The organism is Pseudomonas sp. UF-293 (genome assembly GCF_058245595.1).
Window position 1 is genome coordinate 1 of record NZ_JBSICA010000030.1, and the last position, 20,550, is coordinate 20,550.

Sequence of the window (20,550 nt, forward strand, 5' to 3'; positions counted from 1 at the left end):
GCCCAGCGCGACTGGGACGAAAACATCGAGCACGACCAGAAAATCCGCGTCGGCAACGAACGCCACGACACCGTCGAACAGAACAGCTACACCGAGTTCAAGGCCGAAGAACACCACACCGTCTACGCCGACCGCAAAGTCGAAACCCGCGCCAACGACCACCTCACCGTCGGCGTCAACCAGCACATCAAGATCGGCACCGGCCAATTCATCGACGCCGGACAGGAAATCCACCTGAGCAGCGGCATGAAAGTGGTGATGGAAGCAGGTGCGGAGCTGACCCTGGTGGGTGGCGGCAGCTTCATCAAGATCGACGCCGGCGGCGTGACCATGAGCGGGCCGGTGATCAACATGAACTCTGGTGGCAGCCCCGGCAGTGGGACTGGTGCTGCGCCGTTGATGCCGGGCGTGTTGAAACAGGCGGATGCCGACAAGGCTGGTCAGGTCCTGACCCCGGCGCAAATCAACACCCTCAAACGTAACGCGCCGTTCTGCGAAGAATGCGAAAAATGCAAGGCAGGTGCCTGTGCCATCTGAACCAATCACCCCCAAGGACTGGCTGGCGCAACAGCCGCTGCAAAGCGGCGAGCGCCTGTACCTGATCATCAGCGCCGCCAGCGACGCCGATGCGCTGAAAACCCTGTACCTCACCGAACCCACCGCCCAGCTCATCCCGATCTGGGGCGGCACGCCCTACTCCACCTGGCAACCGGTGATGCCCTACCTCACCGAACTCAAAGCCAACTCCGCCTTCCTGCCATGGATCGCCGAAACCGACGCCCTCGACTGGGGCTGGCTGGCGGTATCGCGTTCAGAACCGAACGAAGTGTTCGAACATCTGCGCAGCCTGACGCAGGTGAAAATGCCGGATGGCACCGAGGTGTTTTTCCGGTTTTGGGATGGACGGCATATTTATCCGATTCTGCGGGGACTTGGGGAGAAGGCTGGAGAAGTGCTGCCGGTGTTTGAGCGGTATCTGATCAATGGGCAGGCGCTGGAAGTGGGCACGCGGGTGGTGCCGAAGGTGCGGGACTGGCCGTGGTGGGAGGTGCCGAAGGGGTTGTTGGAGGGGTTGAGCAAGGACAATCCGGCGACGCTGGTCAGCAATCTGATGCAGTGGCTGGAAGAAGACCGCCCGGACCTCTACACCGCATGGCCCGAGAACAATCTGAAGCTGAAAATCACCCGCTTCGTGCGCCGCCCGGATGCGCCGCAAAACCTTAAAGAAGCGTTGATAAACCACCTGATTCTGGAGCAAGGCTGATGGATCGCGTTGCCTTTGTTGACAACCAACTGAACACCTTCAAGGACAGTCTGAAGCTGTATCAGGAGCAAACCAAAACCTGGTATGCACAGGCCCTCGACAAGGGTAGCCGTGCCGCTGACATGCCGTCTTTGCTGGGCATGGAGCGTGTCATCAAGGTGGGCAACACCAGTAAAGCGGTGAGCATGACCGACGGTAGTTTTACGTCGAACGTGGCTCAATGTCCGCTCAAGGGACCGTTGCTGATCGAGAGCAAATTCGAATCGGTTTACGACATTCCCGTCGGCGATATCGAAGTCGAAATCGTGGCGGTGGACGGTGGTGCGATCAGCAAGGTAAAACTCGACGCCCAAGGCAAGGCCGCGTGGACCGGGGGTGTACCCGGCAAGTTCTACACGATTCGCGTCCATAACGAAGTGACCCCGGCGCAGATCGACGCCCTCTTCAGTTCCTACAGGGGTGTGACTGCGGACCTTGAAGGTTTCCTACGCAAGGAATGGGCCGGCTTCAAACCGCAATGGTCGAATCTCTCAACCTCCGGCACAGCCATGGCCATCGGCAACGGCATTCTTGAAGGTGGCTGGGAAGCGATCAAGGGCGTATGGGACGGCATCAGTCTCGTGCTCGACATCCTCCAGGACCCAGGAAAGTTTGCGAAGGATCTCGGCGCTGGCGCAGACGAACTGATCAAAGTCGCCAAAAGCTCGCCTGACATCATGAAAAAAGCCATGTTGCTGGCAAGTGACGAAGCTGCTTTGTTTTTGCTGGTACGCAGTGCGGTGATCTGGCTGGCGGGCTTGCCGCCGATGAAAATGGCAGGCGATGTAGCAAAGATGACCACGGCAATTGTGGTTGGCATTGCGATCGACATCGTGATCGGCGTGGTATTGACCATCGCGGCAGAAGGTACCGGCGTCATCTACCTTGCGGCCCGACTGAAGAAGTACGGAGAGCTTGTCATCAAGGCCGTGATCGGCTTCGTGAAGTCGGTGTTCAAGATCATCAACGGCTTTATGGAGTATGTCGCCAAGTACACCGCAGTGGCCGCCCGAGGGGTGACTGCGAAGGTCAGGAACGGGATTTCCGAGTTGCGTTTTGATGGGAAGCGTGTGACGACCGTCGAAACCCCGACAACCCGGCACGATGCCCCTGCACAATCCAAGACCCCAGATGAAAAAAGCGCAACTTGCGCAAAGAACACTTGCACTAACGGCTGCCCGGTCTCGATGGTCACTGGCGAGGAGCTACTGACGCTGACCGATGGTGAACTCGGAGGGGCTATACCATTTAGCTGGACTCGTCTCTATCGGAACAGCGCAGCGGAAATCGATTGTGGGCTGGGTTTTGGCTGGAGCCACGCGTTAGCACAGCGGTTAGAAATCAACGTCGATGAAGTGGTATGGACCGATCATGAAAACCGGGTGATCACCTTCCCACTTCCAAGCATCCAACGCCCGGCGATAACCAATAGCCTCTCGGAAGCAGCCATCTTCATCGGGGACGATCCATCAGAACTTATTCTCACTCAGGCTGGTGAGCATGCTCAGTTCTATCACTTCCGCTACGATCGCAAAGGCGCAACACTTATAGCCATCAGTGACAAATACGACAACCGCCTTCATGTCACGCGCGATATTCACAGTCGGATCAAACGTATCGACAATGGTGCCGGTCGTGCCTTGCTGTTGCGCTACGATCGCACGCATATTGTGGCGGTCGACTATCAACAGTTCACACCAGCAGACAATCTGGAAGACGGATGGACCACTGTCCAGACGATAATCAGTTATGCCTACGACTCGCAACACCGCTTGATTGAAGCGAAAAACGCCGCTGGAGAAGCCGAGCGTTACGCCTATAACGATCAAAACGTCATTCTCGAGCGCCGTCTAGCCGGAGGTGCCAGCTTCTACTGGGAATGGGAAAGAGAGGGCAAATCTGCACGCTGTATTCATCACTGGGCGAACTTCTCGCAGATGGATACTCGCTACGTTTGGGATGATAAGGGAAGTGTCACTGTCACAAACGCAGACGGTAGCGAAGAGATATACACCCACGACGACCAAGCCCGACTGGTTGCTCAAATTGATCCGGACGGAGCCGAAAATCTCAAGGCATATGACGAAAAGGGACGCCTGATCGCGGAGCAAAATCCGCTCGGAGCTATCACCGAATACCGATACAGCGAATCAGGGCACCTGGTCGCAGTCATACCTCCAGAAGACGAACCAACCGGCTACGAGTACAGCCGTGGGTTCGTAAGTAAGGTTGTTCGCGGTAAATCAGTCTGGAAATATCAGCGCAACAATCAAGGCGATATCACCCAACAGACAGATCCAGAAGGCAACACCACCTACTACAGCTATGACCGTCGGGGCCGCTTGCAGGAAATCGGCCTGCCCGATGGCAGCCGGCACCAGTTGGGCTGGAATAGTCTCGGCCAGCTTCTGGAAGAGCGCCTACCCGATGGTAGTCAACGCAAGTACCGATACGACGCACTCGGCCGGCAGATCACACGTCAGGACGAAAACGGCGCCATCACGCACTACCAATGGGATGCCGCGAATCGCCTGGCACAGATTACTTTGCCCGGTGGAGCAACACGGACGTTTACATACAATGCATACGGTCGAGTCACCGCCGAACGCGACGAGCTCGGCCGTATCACCCGCTACGAATACGCCGACAACCTGCACCTCGTCAGCCGCCGTATCAATCCCGACGGCAGCCAACTGCGCTACCGCTACAATAACTCGCGCCTGCTGCTCACTGAAATTGAAAACGAGCGCGGCGAGCACTACCACCTCGATTACTACGCCAACGGCCTGATTCAACAAGAAACAGGCTTCGATGGTCGTCGGACTGCCTACGAGTACGACCTCAACGGCCAACTGCTGAAGAAAACGGAGTTCGGTGACGACGGTAGTGAACTGGTCACCGAATACCTGCGTGATGCCGCAGGTCGCTTGCTTGTAAAAACGCTACCCGATGGTGAGGAGATTCACTACAGCTACGACGCACTTGGTCGCCTCGTTAACGTCGACGACGGCCACTGGCCGCTCGCCTATAAATACGATCTGCAAGACCGACTCATCGAAGAACACCAAGGCTGGGGCACTCTGCGCTACGAATACGACAGCGTTGGCCAGCTCAAGCACTGCCGCCTTCCTGATGGCAGCAAACTTGATTACCGTCATTTGTCCGGTGGACGCCTGAGCAGCATTGACCTGAACGGTTCGCGCCTTACCAGTCACCAGTTCAGTGCCGGTCGCGAACAACAGCGCCAGCAAGGTCTGTTACTCAGCCAATACCAATACGATGAACAGGGCCGCCTGCAAGCGCATAGCGTGAGCCAACGGGACAAACACCTGTTCCAGCGTCGCTACAACTACGATGCCAACGGCAACCTCGCCGGCATCGACGACAGCCGCAAAGGCAACCGCAGCTATCACTACGATCCACTCGACCGACTGATAAGCGTACGCGGCGCCATGCCAGAGAGCTTCGCTCACGACCCGGCAGGCAACCTCCTTGGACAAAATGACCTGCCCGCAGCCAACCTCGCCAACGTCAAAGGCAATCGCCTGCTGATGCAAGGCGACCGCCACTACGACTACGACGCTTACGGCAACCTGATCCGAGAGCGTCGCGGTACCGGCCAGAAGCTCGTCACCGAGTACCGCTACGACTGCCAGCACCGCCTGATCGGCGTCAGCCTGCCGGGTGGCAGCACCGCGTCCTATAAATACGACGCCTTTGGCCGCCGCACTGAAAAGTCAGTCGACGGTTACACCACCGAGTTTCTGTGGCAAGGCGAACGCCTCATCGCCGAAAGCGCAGAAAATCGTTATCGCAGCTACATCTACGAACCGGGCAGTTTCCGCCCGTTGGCAATGCTCGACGGCGAAGGCCCACTAAAGGCTGCCCCGTTCTACTATCAACTCGACCACCTCGGCACGCCGCAGGAACTCACCGACTACAGCGGCGAAATCATGTGGTCGGCGAAGTACCGCGCCTATGGCAATCTCGCAGCGCTGGATGTGAGCGAAATCGATAACCCGTTACGCTTCCAGGGTCAGTATTACGACGCCGAGACAGGCTTACATTACAACCGCCACCGCTACTACAATCCGGGGACTGGACGGTTTTTGACCCCGGATCCGATCAAGCTTGCGGGTGGGTTGAATAGCTACCAGTACGTGCCTAATCCTACGGGGTGGGTGGATCCGTTGGGTTTAAGCTGCAAGCTAGGACAGTGCCCAGAACCTCCTAAATGGAGCGAAAAATCTGTCTTCAATAAATATCCAGAGAAGACAGTCCTGAGGACTTCAGGGCCTGAGGCACAAGCTGCATTCTTACAAGAACATCTCCCTGGCCTGCCAAAGGAACAGGCCCAGATGATCCTTGAAGAGTCTTACAAAAAGGGGACTTCAGTCGTTATCGGTGGTAGCAGGGTCAGGGGTGATAATCACATTGGTAGCGACCTTGATGTAGGATTTGGAGACATAAACGCGAATAAGGCCGGAAAACTAGTTAAAGGACTGGAAAAAAAGTTCGAGGGCAAGGAAGGTTTTCTTTCGCTTGAACAAACCAGAATCACACCCGGAAACAAAACCCAAAATATTGAAGAAATAAAATCTCCTGAAGAATTCTTCCAACGCTCTGGAACTCGATCCGGACAGGATCAAAGAGCTGGCGAACAGTACCGAGCGTCAGGCTCAATAACACTTAGAGAAGACGGGACAATCACGTTAATACCACCAGGAGCCACACCATGATATTTAAATCCTCTGGCAACTTAGTCAACCCAAACATCGTAACTTATAGAAGCCTCGGGTTTGGCGAGGCTGCCATACTCGATACGCAGGCATATGAACTCATAATCAACCCCTGCGATTTTCCAGAAGAATTCATGATCTATGCCGATACATTCATCTCCGAGTGCAGGATTGACGATGCAGAGCAGGGATATGCGGACATCCCAGCGCTTGCAAAAATCAATTATCCGACCTTCAGCGGGCTTTTGGAAAACCATGAAAATCTAGCGACCCACTTAATCAAAGACTACTTATACTTCGAACTATTTTACTATTTATTCCCAAACTCAGAAAATCTAAAGCTAGTTATAAACAATATAAAAGACATCCATATAGAAGGTAAATCAATGGTAATCTCCGGCGATACATACCCATTCAAAAAAATCTAACAAAACAAATTTGCGCCGCTCGTTTCCGTACGCGCAAAAAATATAACATCAACGACTACTCATCAAAAAAATAGTTAGACAACACTAGCAGGGAGTTCGCTACCGAATGCCAATGCGATGAGTTTGGCCGCCCGCTAGTGATAACGTTTAATAATTTCGAAGATATTCATTTGCACTACGACGTTTTGGACCGGCTTATAAAAACGCTTACGACGACCATTGGCCGCTCGCCTACAAATACGATCTCCAAGACCGACTCATCGAGGAGCACCAAGGCTGGGGCACTCTGCGCTACGAATACGACGGTGTCGGTCAGCTCAAGCACTGCCGCTTGCCCGATGGCAGCAAACTCGATTACCGCCACCAGCCTGGCGGGCAACTCAGCAGCATCGACCTCAACGGTTCTCGCCTGACCTCTCATCAGTTCAACGCCGGTCGAGAGCAACAGCGCCAACAAGGTCTGCTGCTTAGCCAATACCAATACGATGAACAGGGACGTCTGCAAGCGCACAGCGTTAGCCAACGGGACAAGCACCTGTTCCAGCGTCGCTACAACTACGATGCCAACGGCAACCTCGCCGGTATTAACGACAGCCGCAAAGGCAACCGCAGCTATCACTACGATCCACTCGACCGACTGATCAGCGTACGCGGCGCCATGCCAGAGAGCTTCGTTCACGACCCGGCAGGCAACCTCCTCGGACAAAATGACCTGCCCGCGGCCAACCTCGCCAACGTCAAAGGTAATCGCCTGCTCATGCAGGGCGACCGCCACTACGACTACGACGCGTACGGCAACCTGATCCGCGAGCGTCGCGGCACCGGCCAAAAGCTCATCACCGAATACCGCTACGACTGCCAACACCGCCTGATCGGCGTCAGCCTGCCGGGTGGCAGCACCGCATCTTACAAATACGACGCCTTCGGCCGCCGCATCGAGAAAACCGTCGACGGCCACACCACTGAATTCCTCTGGCAAGGCGAACGCCTCATCGCCGAAAGCGCAGAAAATCGTTATCGCAGCTACATCTACGAACCGGGCAGTTTCCGCCCGTTGGCAATGCTCGACGGCGAAGGCCCGCTAAAAGCGGCCCCGTTCTACTACCAACTCGACCACCTCGGCACGCCGCAGGAACTGACCGACTACAGCGGCGAAATCATGTGGTCCGCGAGGTACCGAGCGTACGGCAACCTCGCGGCGCTGGATGTCAGTGAAATCGATAATCCGCTTCGCTTCCAAGGTCAGTATTTCGACGCCGAGACAGGCTTACATTACAACCGCCACCGCTACTACAATCCGGGAACTGGACGGTTCTTGACCCCGGATCCGATCAAGCTTGCGGGTGGGTTGAATAGCTACCAGTACGTTCCTAACCCTACGGGGTGGGTGGATCCCCTAGGGTTGAATACTTGTCCAGGCGGAGATAAATGCGTTCCGGGGCAAAGCGCTAAAATACCTGAAGGAAAAGCCAGGGTAAGCGATGGAGCCCCGCCTCCTCCCGACGTTCAATGGACAAATCATGGCAATAAACATGTGGCGCCTAAGGCTCCTTGGCCATCTGTTGTAAAATCGACCGCTAATGGAGGTGCAGCTAAATATCTACCCGGCACGGACATTGAAGCGTTAGAGCGGCACGCGTTTGCAAATGGTCAAGATGTTAACCATGGAAAGTAATTGACATGGGAAAAACCGTAGGCGCCAATGACGGAAAAGAAACTCAGTACATGCGAGTGAAGTTAAGTGCAAACACAATACATGGACATCCAATATCAGAAGAATCATTTAGAAAACTAACGAAAAAGAAGAAATGATTTATGAATCTTGAAAACATAAAAAAACTTGGTGGCAAGATAACTTTTGACGAAATATCCAGCCTAGTCGGATCGGATATTTCGCTCATTACAGATGAATTAAGGGAGGATCTTTTGCAAGCGCTACTCCCGCACGAGCAAACAATAGACATTGGTTGGTATCCCGAATTCAGTGAACACGGCGCCTTCAGAATCTCATTAATCGCAAATCAAAATTGGGCATCGCCTATATACACCGAAACGGCCACAACCTGGGGCGATCTTGAAAAAGCGTTAGACCATACATTGAATAAAGTAAAAATTTAATGGATCGACGAGCTCGCGTTGACTAGCCAGCGTCGACGACGGTCGTTAGCCTTTCGCCTATAAATATGACTTGCAGACCAACTCATCGAGGAACACCAGGTCTGGGGCACCTTGCGCTACGAATACGACAGCGTCGGCCAACTCAGCCACTGCCGTCTGCCGGATGGCTGCACGCTCGATTACCGTTATTTGTCCGGTGGACGCCTGAGCAGCATCGACCTCAACGGCTCTCGCCTGACCAGCCACCAGTTCAGCGCCGGTCGCGAACAACAACGCCAACAAGGGTTGCTGCTCAGCCAATACCAATACGATGAACAGGGTCGACTTCAAGCGCACAGCGTCCGCCAGCGGGACAAACACCTTTTCCAGCGTCGCTACAACTACGATGCCAACGGCAACCTTGCCGGCATCGACGACAGCCGCAAAGGCAACCGCAGCTATCACTACGATCCGCTCGACCGACTTATCAGCGTACGCGGCGCTATGCCAGAAAGCTTCGCCCATGACCCCGCAGGCAACCTGCTCAGCCAAAATGAACTGCCTGCGGCGAACCACGCCAACGTCAAAGGCAATCGTCTGTTGATGCAAGGCGACCGCCACTACGACTATGACGCGTACGGAAATCTGATCCGCGAGCGTCGCGGCACCGGCCAAAAGCTTGTCACCGAATACCGCTACGACTGCCAACACCGCCTGATCGGCGTCAGCCTGCCGGGTGGCAGCACCGCATCCTACAAATACGATGCCTTCGGCCGCCGCATCGAGAAAACCGTCGACGGCCATACCACTGAATTTCTATGGCAAGGCGAGCGATTGATCGCCGAAAACGCAGAAAATCGTTATCGCAGCTATATCTACGAACCGGGCAGCTTCCGCCCGTTGGCCATGCTCGACGGCGAAGGCCCATTAAAAGCGGCCCCGTTCTACTACCAACTCGACCACCTGGGCACCCCGCAAGAACTGACCGACTACAGCGGCGAAATCATGTGGTCTGCGAAATACCGCGCCTACGGTAATCTCGCAGCGCTGGATGTAAGCGAAATCGATAATCCGCTGCGTTTTCAAGGTCAGTATTTCGACGCCGAGACAGGCTTACATTACAACCGCCACCGCTACTACAATCCGGGCACTGGGCGTTTTTTGACCCCGGATCCGATCAAGCTTGCGGGTGGGTTGAATAGCTACCAGTACGTGACGAACCCTACGGGGTGGGTGGATCCGTTGGGGCTGAACACCTGTCCTGGCGCAGGGGAAGAACCTAAAGGTAAGAGGCCCGATGATTCGGAAAAAGCTGAACACGACGAAGGAAAAGCGCCACCTGATCCATATAATCGCCCATACGCCGGGGCACTGCCTGCCCAGATGCAAGATAAGATTCTGTTCGGCACGCGCAGCCCGAACAGTAATAAGCCGATTGGGGGGCATTCCTCTGAAGTTTTAAAATCCCCAAAACACGAAATGACCGTTGTACAGACAAACGCAGACGGTACGATAAAAGTTCAAGACTTCAAAATGGTTCTTGTACGAAAAGACGGTACCGTCGGTATGTCAGCCAAGAAAGGCGGAAAACATACACTAGCCCCAGAAACCTGGAGCAACGACAAGATACTTTGGGTTACAGATGAAGTAGCCGCTACACCCGGTGTATTCATGCGGGAAGTTGACGGCGTTACAACCACCCTACACACCAAAACGGTTGACGGTGTGAAGTGGCAGGTTTTAAAGGACGACGGAGTCATTACGTCTTCATTTCCTGCGGGCGACGCGCCTATGTCACCATCAACTTAAGTTGAGATAGCGAATGAACAGCAAAATTTACGAAGAGTACAATCACTGGCTTGGGCAGAATGAAGACTCCAATTGGAACGAGTACATAACGGAGCAAGTAGCTAAGGGAGTATTGAAAAAATTCAACGCGGAAGATTGGAAACTTTTGCACGACACTGTTCTCTCTATGGAGCAATATTGGCAAGAGCGAAGTGCTGCGGCACTGGGTGAATTGCGGTCAGCAGATGCCATAGAGATTTTAAAACTACTTCTCGACTCCGAATTTATCGAGGTATCTATCGCCGCCGCCTCAGAGCTAGACTGGACAGAAACACCAATTGAAACAAAATATGCCGAAAAAATACAAAATATAATTGACCAACTGCCGCCAGACGAAATCGACTATTATCCAGAGCTGTACAACCTTTTGGAAAAAGCTAAAAAATCAGATAAAAATCAATAAGAGCCAGTCTGGACATACAGGGACAGATTTATTTTCCATTGAAATAAATCCGCCCCCCAATTGTCGCAATGCCCTATCAGAGAAAATAATGTTAGAAAAAAAAAAAAAAAAAACAAAAAATCATACTGACTGGCGAAGATGCTCTGGAAGCACTCGCAAATATTGAATTCATCTTGATTTCTCTACATAAAATGGGAAGTTACTATAGCGACAAACCGGTTGAAGAATACCGGAAAGCTACAACTGAGTTCATTGACGATGAAAACGTAACTCAGCGACTAGCAAAAATCAGAACATTATCAGCAAAAATTTTGACTCAACTCTTGGTGAGGATGACATGGATGACATAGAGCGTCATATGGAAGGAATTGAGTTCTGGAAGCCTTGACTGATTAGTTGTACGAAGAAATCTGCTGGGCCGCCTGATAAGCATGGAAGGCGCGATACTGAGACCTGCAAGGCCACTGTCAAATTAAAAATCCCCAATCAAGAATAATGAAAAAAAAAACAGAAAACTTACGCTCAACGCATAATCACCCGATCAAATCTCTGCGATCACTCTCACGGATTAAATAACCAAAGGACTGTTATCTTGAAACACTTGAGCCGCACTCTCGCCTTGCTTCTAGCCTTCACCTTCTCCCTGAGCGCAATCGCGCTGTCACTTCGATCCGAACAACGTCCCGACGGCACAACTGCCTTGTTGCTCACAAACGAAGCCAGTCCAGAACGGGCTTCCAAGCTCAACCAAGACCCGGCGGTTCGCTCTGCACTCGTTAATTTTTTTGGGTACCAAACCGGAAGTTACACCAATGACAATACGATGATCGTGCAGCAGGTTCTTGAAGCGCTCGATTCGCAGATGGCCACGTTTGTTGATGGCGTGCCTCCCGGCAGAAAAATGATCACCGCCATGGACGACGGTAACAACGGATTCGAGCGCGGCGCATTACTGTTGGACGACAAGGGGCATTTGCTCGCCGTAGGATTGGTCAATGGCCACTGCACCGTCAAGTCTCGTGAGGAAGCATTGACTTGTAACGATGCGCCGGAAACAGTGCTGACTATTTTCCAGCCAGAAGGCGCCAAGAAGGCTGACGCTGACTCTTTGGTCTCCTGGAGTAAGCAGTTGCCTCCTATGATGGCGCTGTGGGCGGAGAGTGATGACCCAGAACGCCGAGCCGCTGCGCAGAAGATTGCCCACGTTGAGTACATCGTGACTCAGCCGAAACAGGGAGCCTGGACTGCCGCTCAATTACCTTCCGATTTTCCAAAAGCGATGCTGGCATTGATTCCGCAGCGAGCTCACCTGATTGGCGCTGGCGCTCACGGTGTATTTACGACACCGGGTATGGAAGGCACACCAATTGACGGTGATTGGGACAAAATAGCCGGACGCCCTCAGCATGAATATGAGGTCATTCTCAGGACTTTTACCGAATACGCGGATGTTATCGACTTCTATCAGCAGCATGCGAAGGACGCGGAAGTCAGCGGCAACGAGCGCAAAGCACTGGTTGAGGGTCACATTGATGGTGGTACCTATAAAATAGAAATCACCAATAGAAAAGAAGCCGGCACAGTGATCACGTTCTCCGCTTGGCGGCAGGAGGTTTGATTCGCGCTTCCTGCAGCAGCCAGACAGCTGTGATCACAGGCGCAAAAAGCTGATCTTTCTAACCGCGCTCAACTGTCGCTTTCCTCCAGTCCGCAGGCAAAAAAATCGCAGCCTAACACTGCGATTTTTTTAAACGATAACTTTAAGCCCCCGCCAACCGCACCTGCCTCTCCAACTCCACCTTCAACCCCGGCTCCAATTTCAACTGCCGTGCCAGTTCATCCAGATAACTCTTCTCCATGAAATTCTCCTCATCCACCAGCATCACACTGGCGATGTACATCTCCGCCGCCATTTCCGGCGTGCTGGCCGCGCGGGCGACGTCGGTGGGGTCGAGGGGTTTGTTGAGTTCGGCGTGGAGCCAGTGTTGCAGCTCCTGGTCGTTGTCGAGTTTGGTGAATTCGCCTTCGATCAGTTCGCGCTCCCGCTCGTCGATGTGGCCGTCGGCCTTGGCGGCGGCGACCAGGGCTTTGAGGATCGCCTGGCTATGTTCTTCGACTTGCGCGGGGGGCAGGCGGTCGAGAGTTTGTGGTTCGCGTTGGGGTGCGCTGCCTTTCTGGGCGTTGTAGTTGCCGTAGGCCTTGTAGGCCAGCACGCCCAGCGCGGCGAGGCCGCCGTAGATGGCGACTTTGCCGCCGACCTTGCGAACTTTTTTGTTGCCGAGCAGCAGGCCCATCGCGCCAGCGGCCAATGCGCCGCCGCCCGCGCCGGAGAGCAGGCCGCCGAGGCCGCTGGAGCCTGACGAGCCGCCGAGCAAGCCGCCCAGTCCGCTGGCAGCCGACTTGTTGGAAGCGCCACCAGTCTTGTTCTGCAGCATTTCCTGCCCGGACTTGAGCAGTTGATCGAGCAATCCACGGGTGTTCATGTTCCGTCTCCAAACAAGGGTTATCCGGATCTAAGGCCCTCAGCCTAGTTCGAAAGTGCCCGAACCCGCCCCGCGAGTGTGCTTCGAGATGTTGCTCAACCAGCAGCCGTGTGGGATGTACAGCCAATCAATCAAACCAACGACGGTTAACGTCTGCTGCTTACGCTGCGTCAAACCGTCATTTTGGTCTTCCGGCCCGGGGGGTATTTCGGGTGCGTCGCCAACGCCCTTCGCGCCGGCTACCACACTCTGCCGAAATCATAAAAACCCGAAAAGCATCATCAAAACAAAAGCTCTGCCTGATCGTGTTTCAACAAGGAAATACGATCGAACAGCCTGATTTTTTCGTTGGCTTTTTGCCTGGCGTGGTCGGACATGACTGCAATCAACTCCTCAAGCTGGCTGACATCTCCGACCACTTTGAATTGCTTTTCCTTGTTGACGAATACAAGAGACTTCTTTTTTCGCGATAACAGTTCAATGACATTGCTGAGCGTACCGGTACTCTTGGCATCCCAGATCATCAAGCCATAATCAGCCGCTTCGGCCATGACCACGTCTTTTTCGGTGAAAAAGGCTCTTGATCCCTTGGTATGTTTTGAGGCCACGGGCCTGGCGGGCCATTGCCCAAGGTTATTCCTGGGCACCGAGCCGCTGCAGAACACCGTTGTTCTGGAAGCTTCGAGACTCAGCAGGTACTCCTGAATGGAGCTATCAGCGCCACCCGCATCACCCACCACCACCTCAAAATCAGACGCAACGATATTATTGATGCGCTCTTTAACCTTTGGATCAAGGTTCTTGATGTTGATAGAGCCAGCAATAAATACAGTGGTCATTGAGTTCATTTCCAGGTTAGTGCCGCTACGTAGATCTTTCCGACCTTTGGATATTTACGTAAAACGGCGCAGGCCGCGTCCATCGACGCCCCACTATCAAACAGATCATCTACTACCAAAACATTCCAGCGCCCGTCAGTAGTGATTTCATCATTGATGCTAAAACTGTTTCCAATCGCAGCAACTTTCTCTGCTTTGGAATGCAGATCCTTGAGCGACTTTCCCGTCGCCGCCTTTCTGAGCAAATCCGAAAAAACCGGCCGCCCGATGATTCGTCCCAACGCCAGGGCAACCTCAGTCACCGGTTGTCGCTGACGGATATTCGAAGCTGGCATAGGCACTACAAACCCGACCTGGTCCAGTCTGGGGAACACATTCGTCGCTACGGCTTGAGCAAGTGGGCCGACCTGGTTCCAATCCTTCTGGTACTTGAGCTGGTAGGTTGCCTCACCTATCTCGGTACGCTGATTATCGAAACATGGGTGTCCGCGATCATCGTTGCCCAGAAAGGTACTACTTACCATGTGTTTGTCCAGCACCCAGCCCTGATCCCAAGGGCCGTTGATCTGCTTGAGGGATACTTTCATCGAATTCTCCGTTATTGATGACAATCTCTTAAGCCCTGAAACCAAGGGCCGAGCATCTGCAGCGACGCGCAAGATCAAACAAATAACGGAAAAAACACCTGCTAGGGGTGGTCACGCTGATGCCTGCACAAAAACAGGCATTTCCTACAGATACGACCTTCCTGAAAAACTCCCATTTCCTACGGCATCATCCCGTTGCTGCCAAAAAACTGTGGCGAGGGAGCAAACTCCCTCGCCACAGGTCAGGTTGATTTATCCGTCCACCGTGGAAGCCAAATGGCTTTCACGGTGACTGCTTCAGCGCTAAAACCGCGAAACACTGCGCATCGCATCCACCAGATAACGCATGGCGATCCGGTCACTCTCTGACAGCTCTCGATAACGCTCCACCAATTTCAATTCTTCGGAATTGAGGCGGCGTCTTCTGCGCCCGCCGCCCAAGCAAGGAAAGATGCCCAACATTTCAGTGATGCCCTGTATTTTTGCCATGGACGATGTCCTTCTCTATTGAGTCAAGAAACTGCTGAACCTCACATCGCCCTGCCTCTTCGAGCAGCGTCGTGTGCCCCGCCGGCACGAAGGCTTGTATCCGGTCTTGTCCATAGAATAGGAATTAAATCGGCGTTGAAAAGTGGTTTTTAGAGTAATTAATCGAAAAAAGCAGATATGCCCTCTAAATCAGAGAGCCCTGTCAGAAAAATTACAGACATGTCTTGTTTCATTGCCAGATGACGCAACGCAAACAAGCCTTTTTGCCCGACAATCGAACCGATTAAGCTAGCGGGCATCTGTTTATAGTCCGTTGCGTTTGGCCGAAGGCATGACCGAACCGTAATTTCCGATCCGACAGGTGCCAGGAACGGCGCTGGATTGCACACGACAGGTTGTATTTATGCACCGCAGGAATTTGCTCAAAGCGTCCATGGCCATTGCGGCCTATACCGGTCTTTCCGCGTCGGGCCTGTTGGCCGCTCGAGCCTGGGCGGCCAATGGTGGCGCCGCCGATGGCGAGGCTCAGGCCTTTGATTTCGAATCGTTGAAGCGCCAGGCCAAGCAGCTCGCCGGCAATGCTTATCAGGATACGAAACAGGTATTGCCGCCGACCTTGGCGACCATGACTCCGCAGAATTTCAACGCGATCCGCTACGACGGCGAGCATTCGTTGTGGAAGGAAAACAAAGGCCAGCTGGACGTGCAGTTCTTCCACGTCGGCATGGGTTTCCGTCAGCCGGTGCGCATGTACAGCGTTGATCCGAAGACGCGCATGGCGCGTGAGGTGCATTTCCGTCCGGCGCTGTTCAATTACGAGAACACTTCGGTCGACACCCAGCAGCTCAAGGGCGATCTGGGTTTTGCCGGCTTCAAGCTGTTCAAGGCGCCGGAGCTGGATCGGCATGACGTGGTGTCGTTTCTCGGCGCCAGCTATTTCCGGGCGGTCGATGCCACTGGCCAATATGGCCTCTCCGCACGCGGCCTGGCCATCGATACTTACGCGAAGAAACGCGAAGAGTTTCCCGACTTCACCAAGTTCTGGTTCGAGACGCCGGACAAGAACGCCACGCGTTTTGTGGTCTACGCCCTGCTCGACTCGCCGAGCGCCACCGGTGCCTATCGCTTTGACATCGATTGCCAGGCCGAGCGCGTGGTGATGGAAATCGACGCGCACATCAACGCGCGTACCACCATCGAACAACTGGGCGTGGCGCCGATGACCAGCATGTTCAGCTGCGGCACTCACGAACGGCGCATGTGCGACACCATCCACCCGCAGATCCACGACTCGGATCGTCTGGCCATGTGGCGCGGCAATGGCGAGTGGATCTGCCGTCCGTTGAACAACCCGGCGACGCTGCAATTCAATGCATTTGCCGACAAGGACCCGAAGGGTTTCGGCCTGGTGCAGACCGACCACGAATTCGCCAACTATCAGGACACCGTCGACTGGTACAGCAAGCGCCCGAGCCTGTGGGTAGAACCAACAACCGCATGGGGCGAAGGCTCTATCGATCTGCTGGAAATTCCTACGACCGGCGAGACGCTGGATAACATCGTCGCGTTCTGGACGCCGAAGAAGCCCGTGGCTGCCGGTGATTCGCTGAATTACGGGTACAAGCTGTACTGGAGCGCCCTGCCACCGGTCGGCACGCCACTGGCACGGGTGCACGCGACGCGTTCGGGCATGGGCGGCTTCACCGAGGGTTGGGCGCCGGGTGAGCACTACCCGCCAGTCTGGGCGCGGCGTTTTGCCGTGGACTTCACCGGCGGCGGCCTCGAGCGCCTGCCACAGGGCACCGGGATCGAGCCAGTGATCACTTGCTCCAATGGTAAGGTGCAAGACTTCAGCGTGCTCGTGCTGGATGACATCAAGGGTTATCGGATCCTGTTCGATTGGTACCCGACTAATGACAGTGTCGAGCCGGTGGAACTGCGCCTGTTCATCCGTACCAATGACCGCACGTTGAGCGAAACCTGGTTGTACCAGTACTTCCCACCGGCGCCGGACAAGCGTAAATACCCTTGAGGTTATAAGGCGGCTGTTCTGGCGTCATTCGCGAGCAGGCTCGCTCCCACAGGGGTCCGCATTCCTATTGTGGGAGCGAGCCTGCTCGCGAAGAGGCCCGCCTGACAACGCAAACTTGTGCCGAATAGAAAAGCCCCGACCATCACTGGTCGGGGCTTTTGCTTTTCAGCCTTCAATCAATCGCGCAAATCCGATTCATGAATCGGCTGATCCCGATGGGTCGCGCGCTGATACTGCGCCGGCCACACCGCTTTGCGCCCGCCCAGATCATCATCGGCATGCAGCGGCCAGTAAGGATCACGCAGCAGTTCGCGGGCGAGGAAAATGATGTCGGCCTGACAGGTGCGCAGAATATGCTCGGCCTGCGCCGGCTCGGTAATCATTCCCACAGTGCCAGTGGCGATGCCTGATTCCTTGCGTACACGTTCGGCAAAACGCGTCTGGTAACCCGGCCCGACCGGGATCTCCGCGTTAGCCGCAGTCCCGCCCGATGATACATCGATCAGATCCGCGCCAAGGGTGTGCAGGCGCCGCGCCAGCTCCACTGTCTCATCCGGATTCCAGCCGTCTTCGACCCAGTCGGTCGCCGAGACGCGGACAAACACCGGCAATTCCTCCGGCCACACCGCCCTCACCGCTTCAGTGACTTGCAGCACCAGGCGGATGCGATTCTCGAACGAACCACCGTACTGATCGCGGCGTTGATTGCTCAGCGGCGAAAGAAACTGATGCAGCAGATAGCCGTGCGCGGCATGCACCTCGACCACGCTGAACCCCGCCGTCAGCGCGCGTTTGGCCGCATCGACAAAGGCCTGGATCACCTCGGCGATCTGCCCCTCATCCAGCTGCTTCGGTTGGGTGTGCTGCGGATCGAAGGCAATCGGCGATGGTCCGACCGGGGTCCAGCCGCCATCTTCGGGTTTGACGCTGCCATGCTTGCCGATCCACGGCCGGTGAGTGCTGGCCTTGCGCCCGGCGTGCGCCAGTTGAATACCCGCGACCGCGCCCTGCGCGGTGATGAACCGAGTGATGCGTTGCAGCGGGGCGATCTGTTCGTCGTTCCACAGGCCAAGGTCTTCGGCGGTGATGCGCCCGTCGGCGGTAACTGCCGTAGCTTCGGTAAACACCAGACCGGCACCGCCCACCGCGCGGCTGCCCAGGTGCACCAGGTGCCAGTCGTTGGCCAGGCCGTCGACGCTGGAGTACTGGCACATCGGCGACACGGCGATGCGGTTGGGCAGGGTCAGTTGGCGAAGAGTAAAGGGTTCAAGCAGCAGACTCATGGGGCACCTCTCGAATCAGTGGGCAGGCTCCAGGGTTCTGTTTGAAAAGTCGACGAGTGACAGATAAAGGGTGCGACACCCGCCCCCGCGGGCAAAAATTCGACAAGACGTCACAAGGCCAATCAAGCAGTGCTTAGAGCCTAGTCGACAACCGAGGATGACGGAGGGTTCAGAGTAATTCAGTGTGTGAAAGGACGCTTTCGCGAGCAGGCTCGCTCCCACAAGACTGCACCGTACCTGTGGGAGCGAGCCTGCTCGCGAATGGCTTAACGCGGTTCGATATGAGCAATCATCAACTGCACAGTCTCGTTGCCGCGAAACTCGTTAACGTCGAGCTTGTAAGCCAGTTCAACCCATTGAATCGTCGGGTTCGGCCACACATCGCGATCAATGCCAAACGCGATGCCATCGAGCTTCACCGAACCGCATTCGCTTTTCAGCACCACTTTCAAATGCCGCTCGCCAACTACACGCTGCTCGACCAACTGGAACACGCCATGAAACAGCGGCTCAGGAAAGTGCTGACCCCATGGCCCGGCGTGACGCAAGGCGCGAGCCAGTTCGAGGTGGAACTCTTCGACGGCCAGCGTGCCGTCCGACAACATGCGCCCGGTAAGGTCTTCTTCGCGAAGTTGCCTGCGCACCTCAGCGTCGAATGCCTCGGCGAACAGCGGAAAATTCTCCTGCGGCAAGGTCAGACCAGCGGCCATCGCGTGGCCACCGTACTTGGCGATCAGGTTCGGATGCTGCGCCGCGACCACGCTCAGCGCATCGCGAATATGGAAGCCTTGCACCGAGCGACCGGAGCCCTTGAGCAAGCCATCACCGGCATCAGCGAAAGCGATGGTCGGGCGGAAATAGCGCTCTTTCATCCGCGAGGCGAGGATGCCGATCACGCCCTGATGCCACTCCGGATCGAACAGGCACAGACCAAAAGGCATCGATTCGACCGGCAGATCCTTGAGCTGCGCCAGCGCTTCACGCTGCATGCCCTGCTCGATGGATTTGCGATCCTGGTTCATGCCGTCCAGTTGCGCAGCCATTTCCCGCGCCAGATTGGCGTCGGCGGTGAGCAGGCATTCGATGCCCAGGCTCATGTCGTCCAGACGCCCGGCGGCGTTCAGGCGCGGGCCGACGATGAAACCCAGGTCGGTGGAAGTGATCCGCGCAGCATCACGCTTGGCAACTTCGAGGATCGCCTTGATCCCCGGCCGCGCCCGGCCGGCACGAATACGCTCCAAGCCTTGGTGCACAAGAATGCGGTTGTTGGCATCCAGCGGCACCACGTCGGCGACGCTGCCCAGCGCCACGAGATCGAGCAGTTCGCCGATGTTCGGTTGCGGCTTGCTCTCGTACCAGCCAAGGCTGCGCAGGCGCGCGCGCAAGGCCATCAACACGTAAAAAATCACCCCGACGCCGGCCAGCGCCTTGCTCGGAAACTCGCAGCCCGGCTGGTTCGGATTGACCAGCGCATCGGCATGCGGCAGTTCATCGCCGGGCAAGTGGTGGTCGGTGATCAACACCTTCAGTCCCGCGCGCTTGGCCGCCGCGACGCCTTCGACACTGGAAATACCATTGTCGACGGTGATCAATAACTGCGGTTCACGGGTCAGCGCGACTTCGACGATTTCCGGCGTCAGGCCATAGCCGTATTCGAAACGGTTCGGCACCAGATAATCGACATGCGCCGCGCCCAGCAGGCGCAGGCCGAGGACACCGACGGTGCTGGCGGTGGCGCCGTCCGCGTCGAAGTCGCCAACAATGAGAATGCGCTGACGCTGCTCCAGAGCCGTCACCAGCAGGTCGACCGCCGCATCAATGCCTTTAAGCTGCTGGAACGGGATCAAGCGCGCCAGACTCTTGTCCAGCTCTGCCTCCGACTGCACGCCCCGCGCCGCGTACAGGCGAGTCAGCAGTGGCGGCAGATCACCGAGGAAAGGCAGCGTGGCAGGCAGTTGACGAGGTTCGATACGCATGGGGCGACGGAGGCTTCTCTTTGATTCGTGGGAAATATCAGCG

Annotated in this window: 14 protein-coding genes and 2 pseudogenes; 10 read left to right on the forward strand and 6 right to left on the reverse strand. The window is 55.5% G+C overall.

The features are described 5' to 3' along the window. The 9 genes and pseudogenes from AC4IHP_RS23220 to AC4IHP_RS23260 form a co-directional block, all read left to right on the forward strand. The coding region (locus AC4IHP_RS23220; RefSeq protein WP_490832863.1) for a bacteriophage T4 gp5 trimerization domain-containing protein at positions 1-537 on the forward strand (537 nt) is incomplete at its 5' end. Then, on the forward strand, positions 527-1,264 hold the full coding sequence (locus AC4IHP_RS23225; protein WP_256810790.1) for a DUF4123 domain-containing protein: 738 nt from the start codon (positions 527-529) through the stop codon (positions 1,262-1,264). The genes AC4IHP_RS23220 and AC4IHP_RS23225, both read left to right, overlap by 11 nt. Next, positions 1,264-6,042 carry an RHS repeat-associated core domain-containing protein gene (locus AC4IHP_RS23230; protein ID WP_490832864.1) on the forward strand — a complete coding sequence of 1,593 codons (4,779 nt, stop codon included), beginning with the start codon at positions 1,264-1,266 and terminating at the stop codon, positions 6,040-6,042. The genes AC4IHP_RS23225 and AC4IHP_RS23230 overlap by 1 nt, the downstream gene beginning before the upstream one ends. Continuing rightward, positions 6,039-6,470, forward strand: coding sequence for a hypothetical protein (locus tag AC4IHP_RS23235; protein ID WP_323621757.1), 432 nt, complete (start codon positions 6,039-6,041; stop codon positions 6,468-6,470). The genes AC4IHP_RS23230 and AC4IHP_RS23235 overlap by 4 nt, the downstream gene beginning before the upstream one ends. Before the next feature lie 92 nt (positions 6,471-6,562). Then, a pseudogene (locus AC4IHP_RS23240) lies at positions 6,563-7,971 on the forward strand (RHS repeat domain-containing protein); the annotation flags it as partial. A gap of 314 nt (positions 7,972-8,285) precedes the next feature. Continuing rightward, positions 8,286-8,588, forward strand: a complete 303-nt coding sequence (locus AC4IHP_RS23245) for a hypothetical protein (RefSeq protein WP_490832865.1) — start codon at positions 8,286-8,288, stop codon at positions 8,586-8,588. Positions 8,589-8,610: 22 nt separating this feature from the next. Further along, positions 8,611-9,866: pseudogene (locus AC4IHP_RS23250) on the forward strand (RHS repeat domain-containing protein); the annotation flags it as partial. Between the two features lie 523 nt (positions 9,867-10,389). Further along, the gene (locus AC4IHP_RS23255; RefSeq protein WP_490832866.1) at positions 10,390-10,818 is read left to right on the forward strand and encodes a HEAT repeat domain-containing protein; all 429 of its coding nucleotides are present in this window, start codon (positions 10,390-10,392) and stop codon (positions 10,816-10,818) included. 592 nt (positions 10,819-11,410) lie between these two features. Continuing rightward, positions 11,411-12,436: a hypothetical protein gene (locus AC4IHP_RS23260; RefSeq protein WP_490832867.1), complete on the forward strand. Its 1,026-nt coding sequence runs from the start codon at positions 11,411-11,413 to the stop codon at positions 12,434-12,436. Positions 12,437-12,578: 142 nt separating this feature from the next. Here the strand turns inward: AC4IHP_RS23260 and AC4IHP_RS23265 are convergent, their stop codons facing one another. From AC4IHP_RS23265 to AC4IHP_RS23280, 4 genes are all read right to left on the reverse strand, one after another. Continuing rightward, positions 12,579-13,301: a tellurite resistance TerB family protein gene (locus tag AC4IHP_RS23265; RefSeq protein WP_252875659.1), complete on the reverse strand. Its 723-nt coding sequence runs from the start codon at positions 13,299-13,301 to the stop codon at positions 12,579-12,581. A gap of 281 nt (positions 13,302-13,582) precedes the next feature. Beyond that, positions 13,583-14,140 (reverse strand): hypothetical protein, encoded by a 558-nt coding sequence (locus AC4IHP_RS23270; protein ID WP_042606925.1) that lies wholly within the window; start codon positions 14,138-14,140, stop codon positions 13,583-13,585. Between the two features lie 5 nt (positions 14,141-14,145). After that, positions 14,146-14,727: a ComF family protein gene (locus tag AC4IHP_RS23275; RefSeq protein WP_281924607.1), complete on the reverse strand. Its 582-nt coding sequence runs from the start codon at positions 14,725-14,727 to the stop codon at positions 14,146-14,148. A gap of 303 nt (positions 14,728-15,030) precedes the next feature. Beyond that, on the reverse strand, positions 15,031-15,216 hold the full coding sequence (locus AC4IHP_RS23280; protein ID WP_016771524.1) for a hypothetical protein: 186 nt from the start codon (positions 15,214-15,216) through the stop codon (positions 15,031-15,033). 403 nt (positions 15,217-15,619) lie between these two features. On the opposite strand from AC4IHP_RS23280, the gene AC4IHP_RS23285 reads away from it, so the two are divergent. Further along, on the forward strand, positions 15,620-17,248 hold the full coding sequence (locus tag AC4IHP_RS23285; protein WP_064364377.1) for a glucan biosynthesis protein D: 1,629 nt from the start codon (positions 15,620-15,622) through the stop codon (positions 17,246-17,248). 176 nt (positions 17,249-17,424) lie between these two features. Here the strand turns inward: AC4IHP_RS23285 and AC4IHP_RS23290 are convergent, their stop codons facing one another. Further along, entirely contained in the window at positions 17,425-18,531 is a 1,107-nt protein-coding gene (locus AC4IHP_RS23290) for an NADH:flavin oxidoreductase/NADH oxidase (protein ID WP_041478189.1), read from the reverse strand. A 266-nt stretch (positions 18,532-18,797) separates the two neighbouring features. Beyond that, the gene (gene recJ / locus AC4IHP_RS23295; protein ID WP_490832868.1) at positions 18,798-20,507 is read right to left on the reverse strand and encodes a single-stranded-DNA-specific exonuclease RecJ; all 1,710 of its coding nucleotides are present in this window, start codon (positions 20,505-20,507) and stop codon (positions 18,798-18,800) included. Positions 20,508-20,550 lie beyond the last annotated feature (43 nt).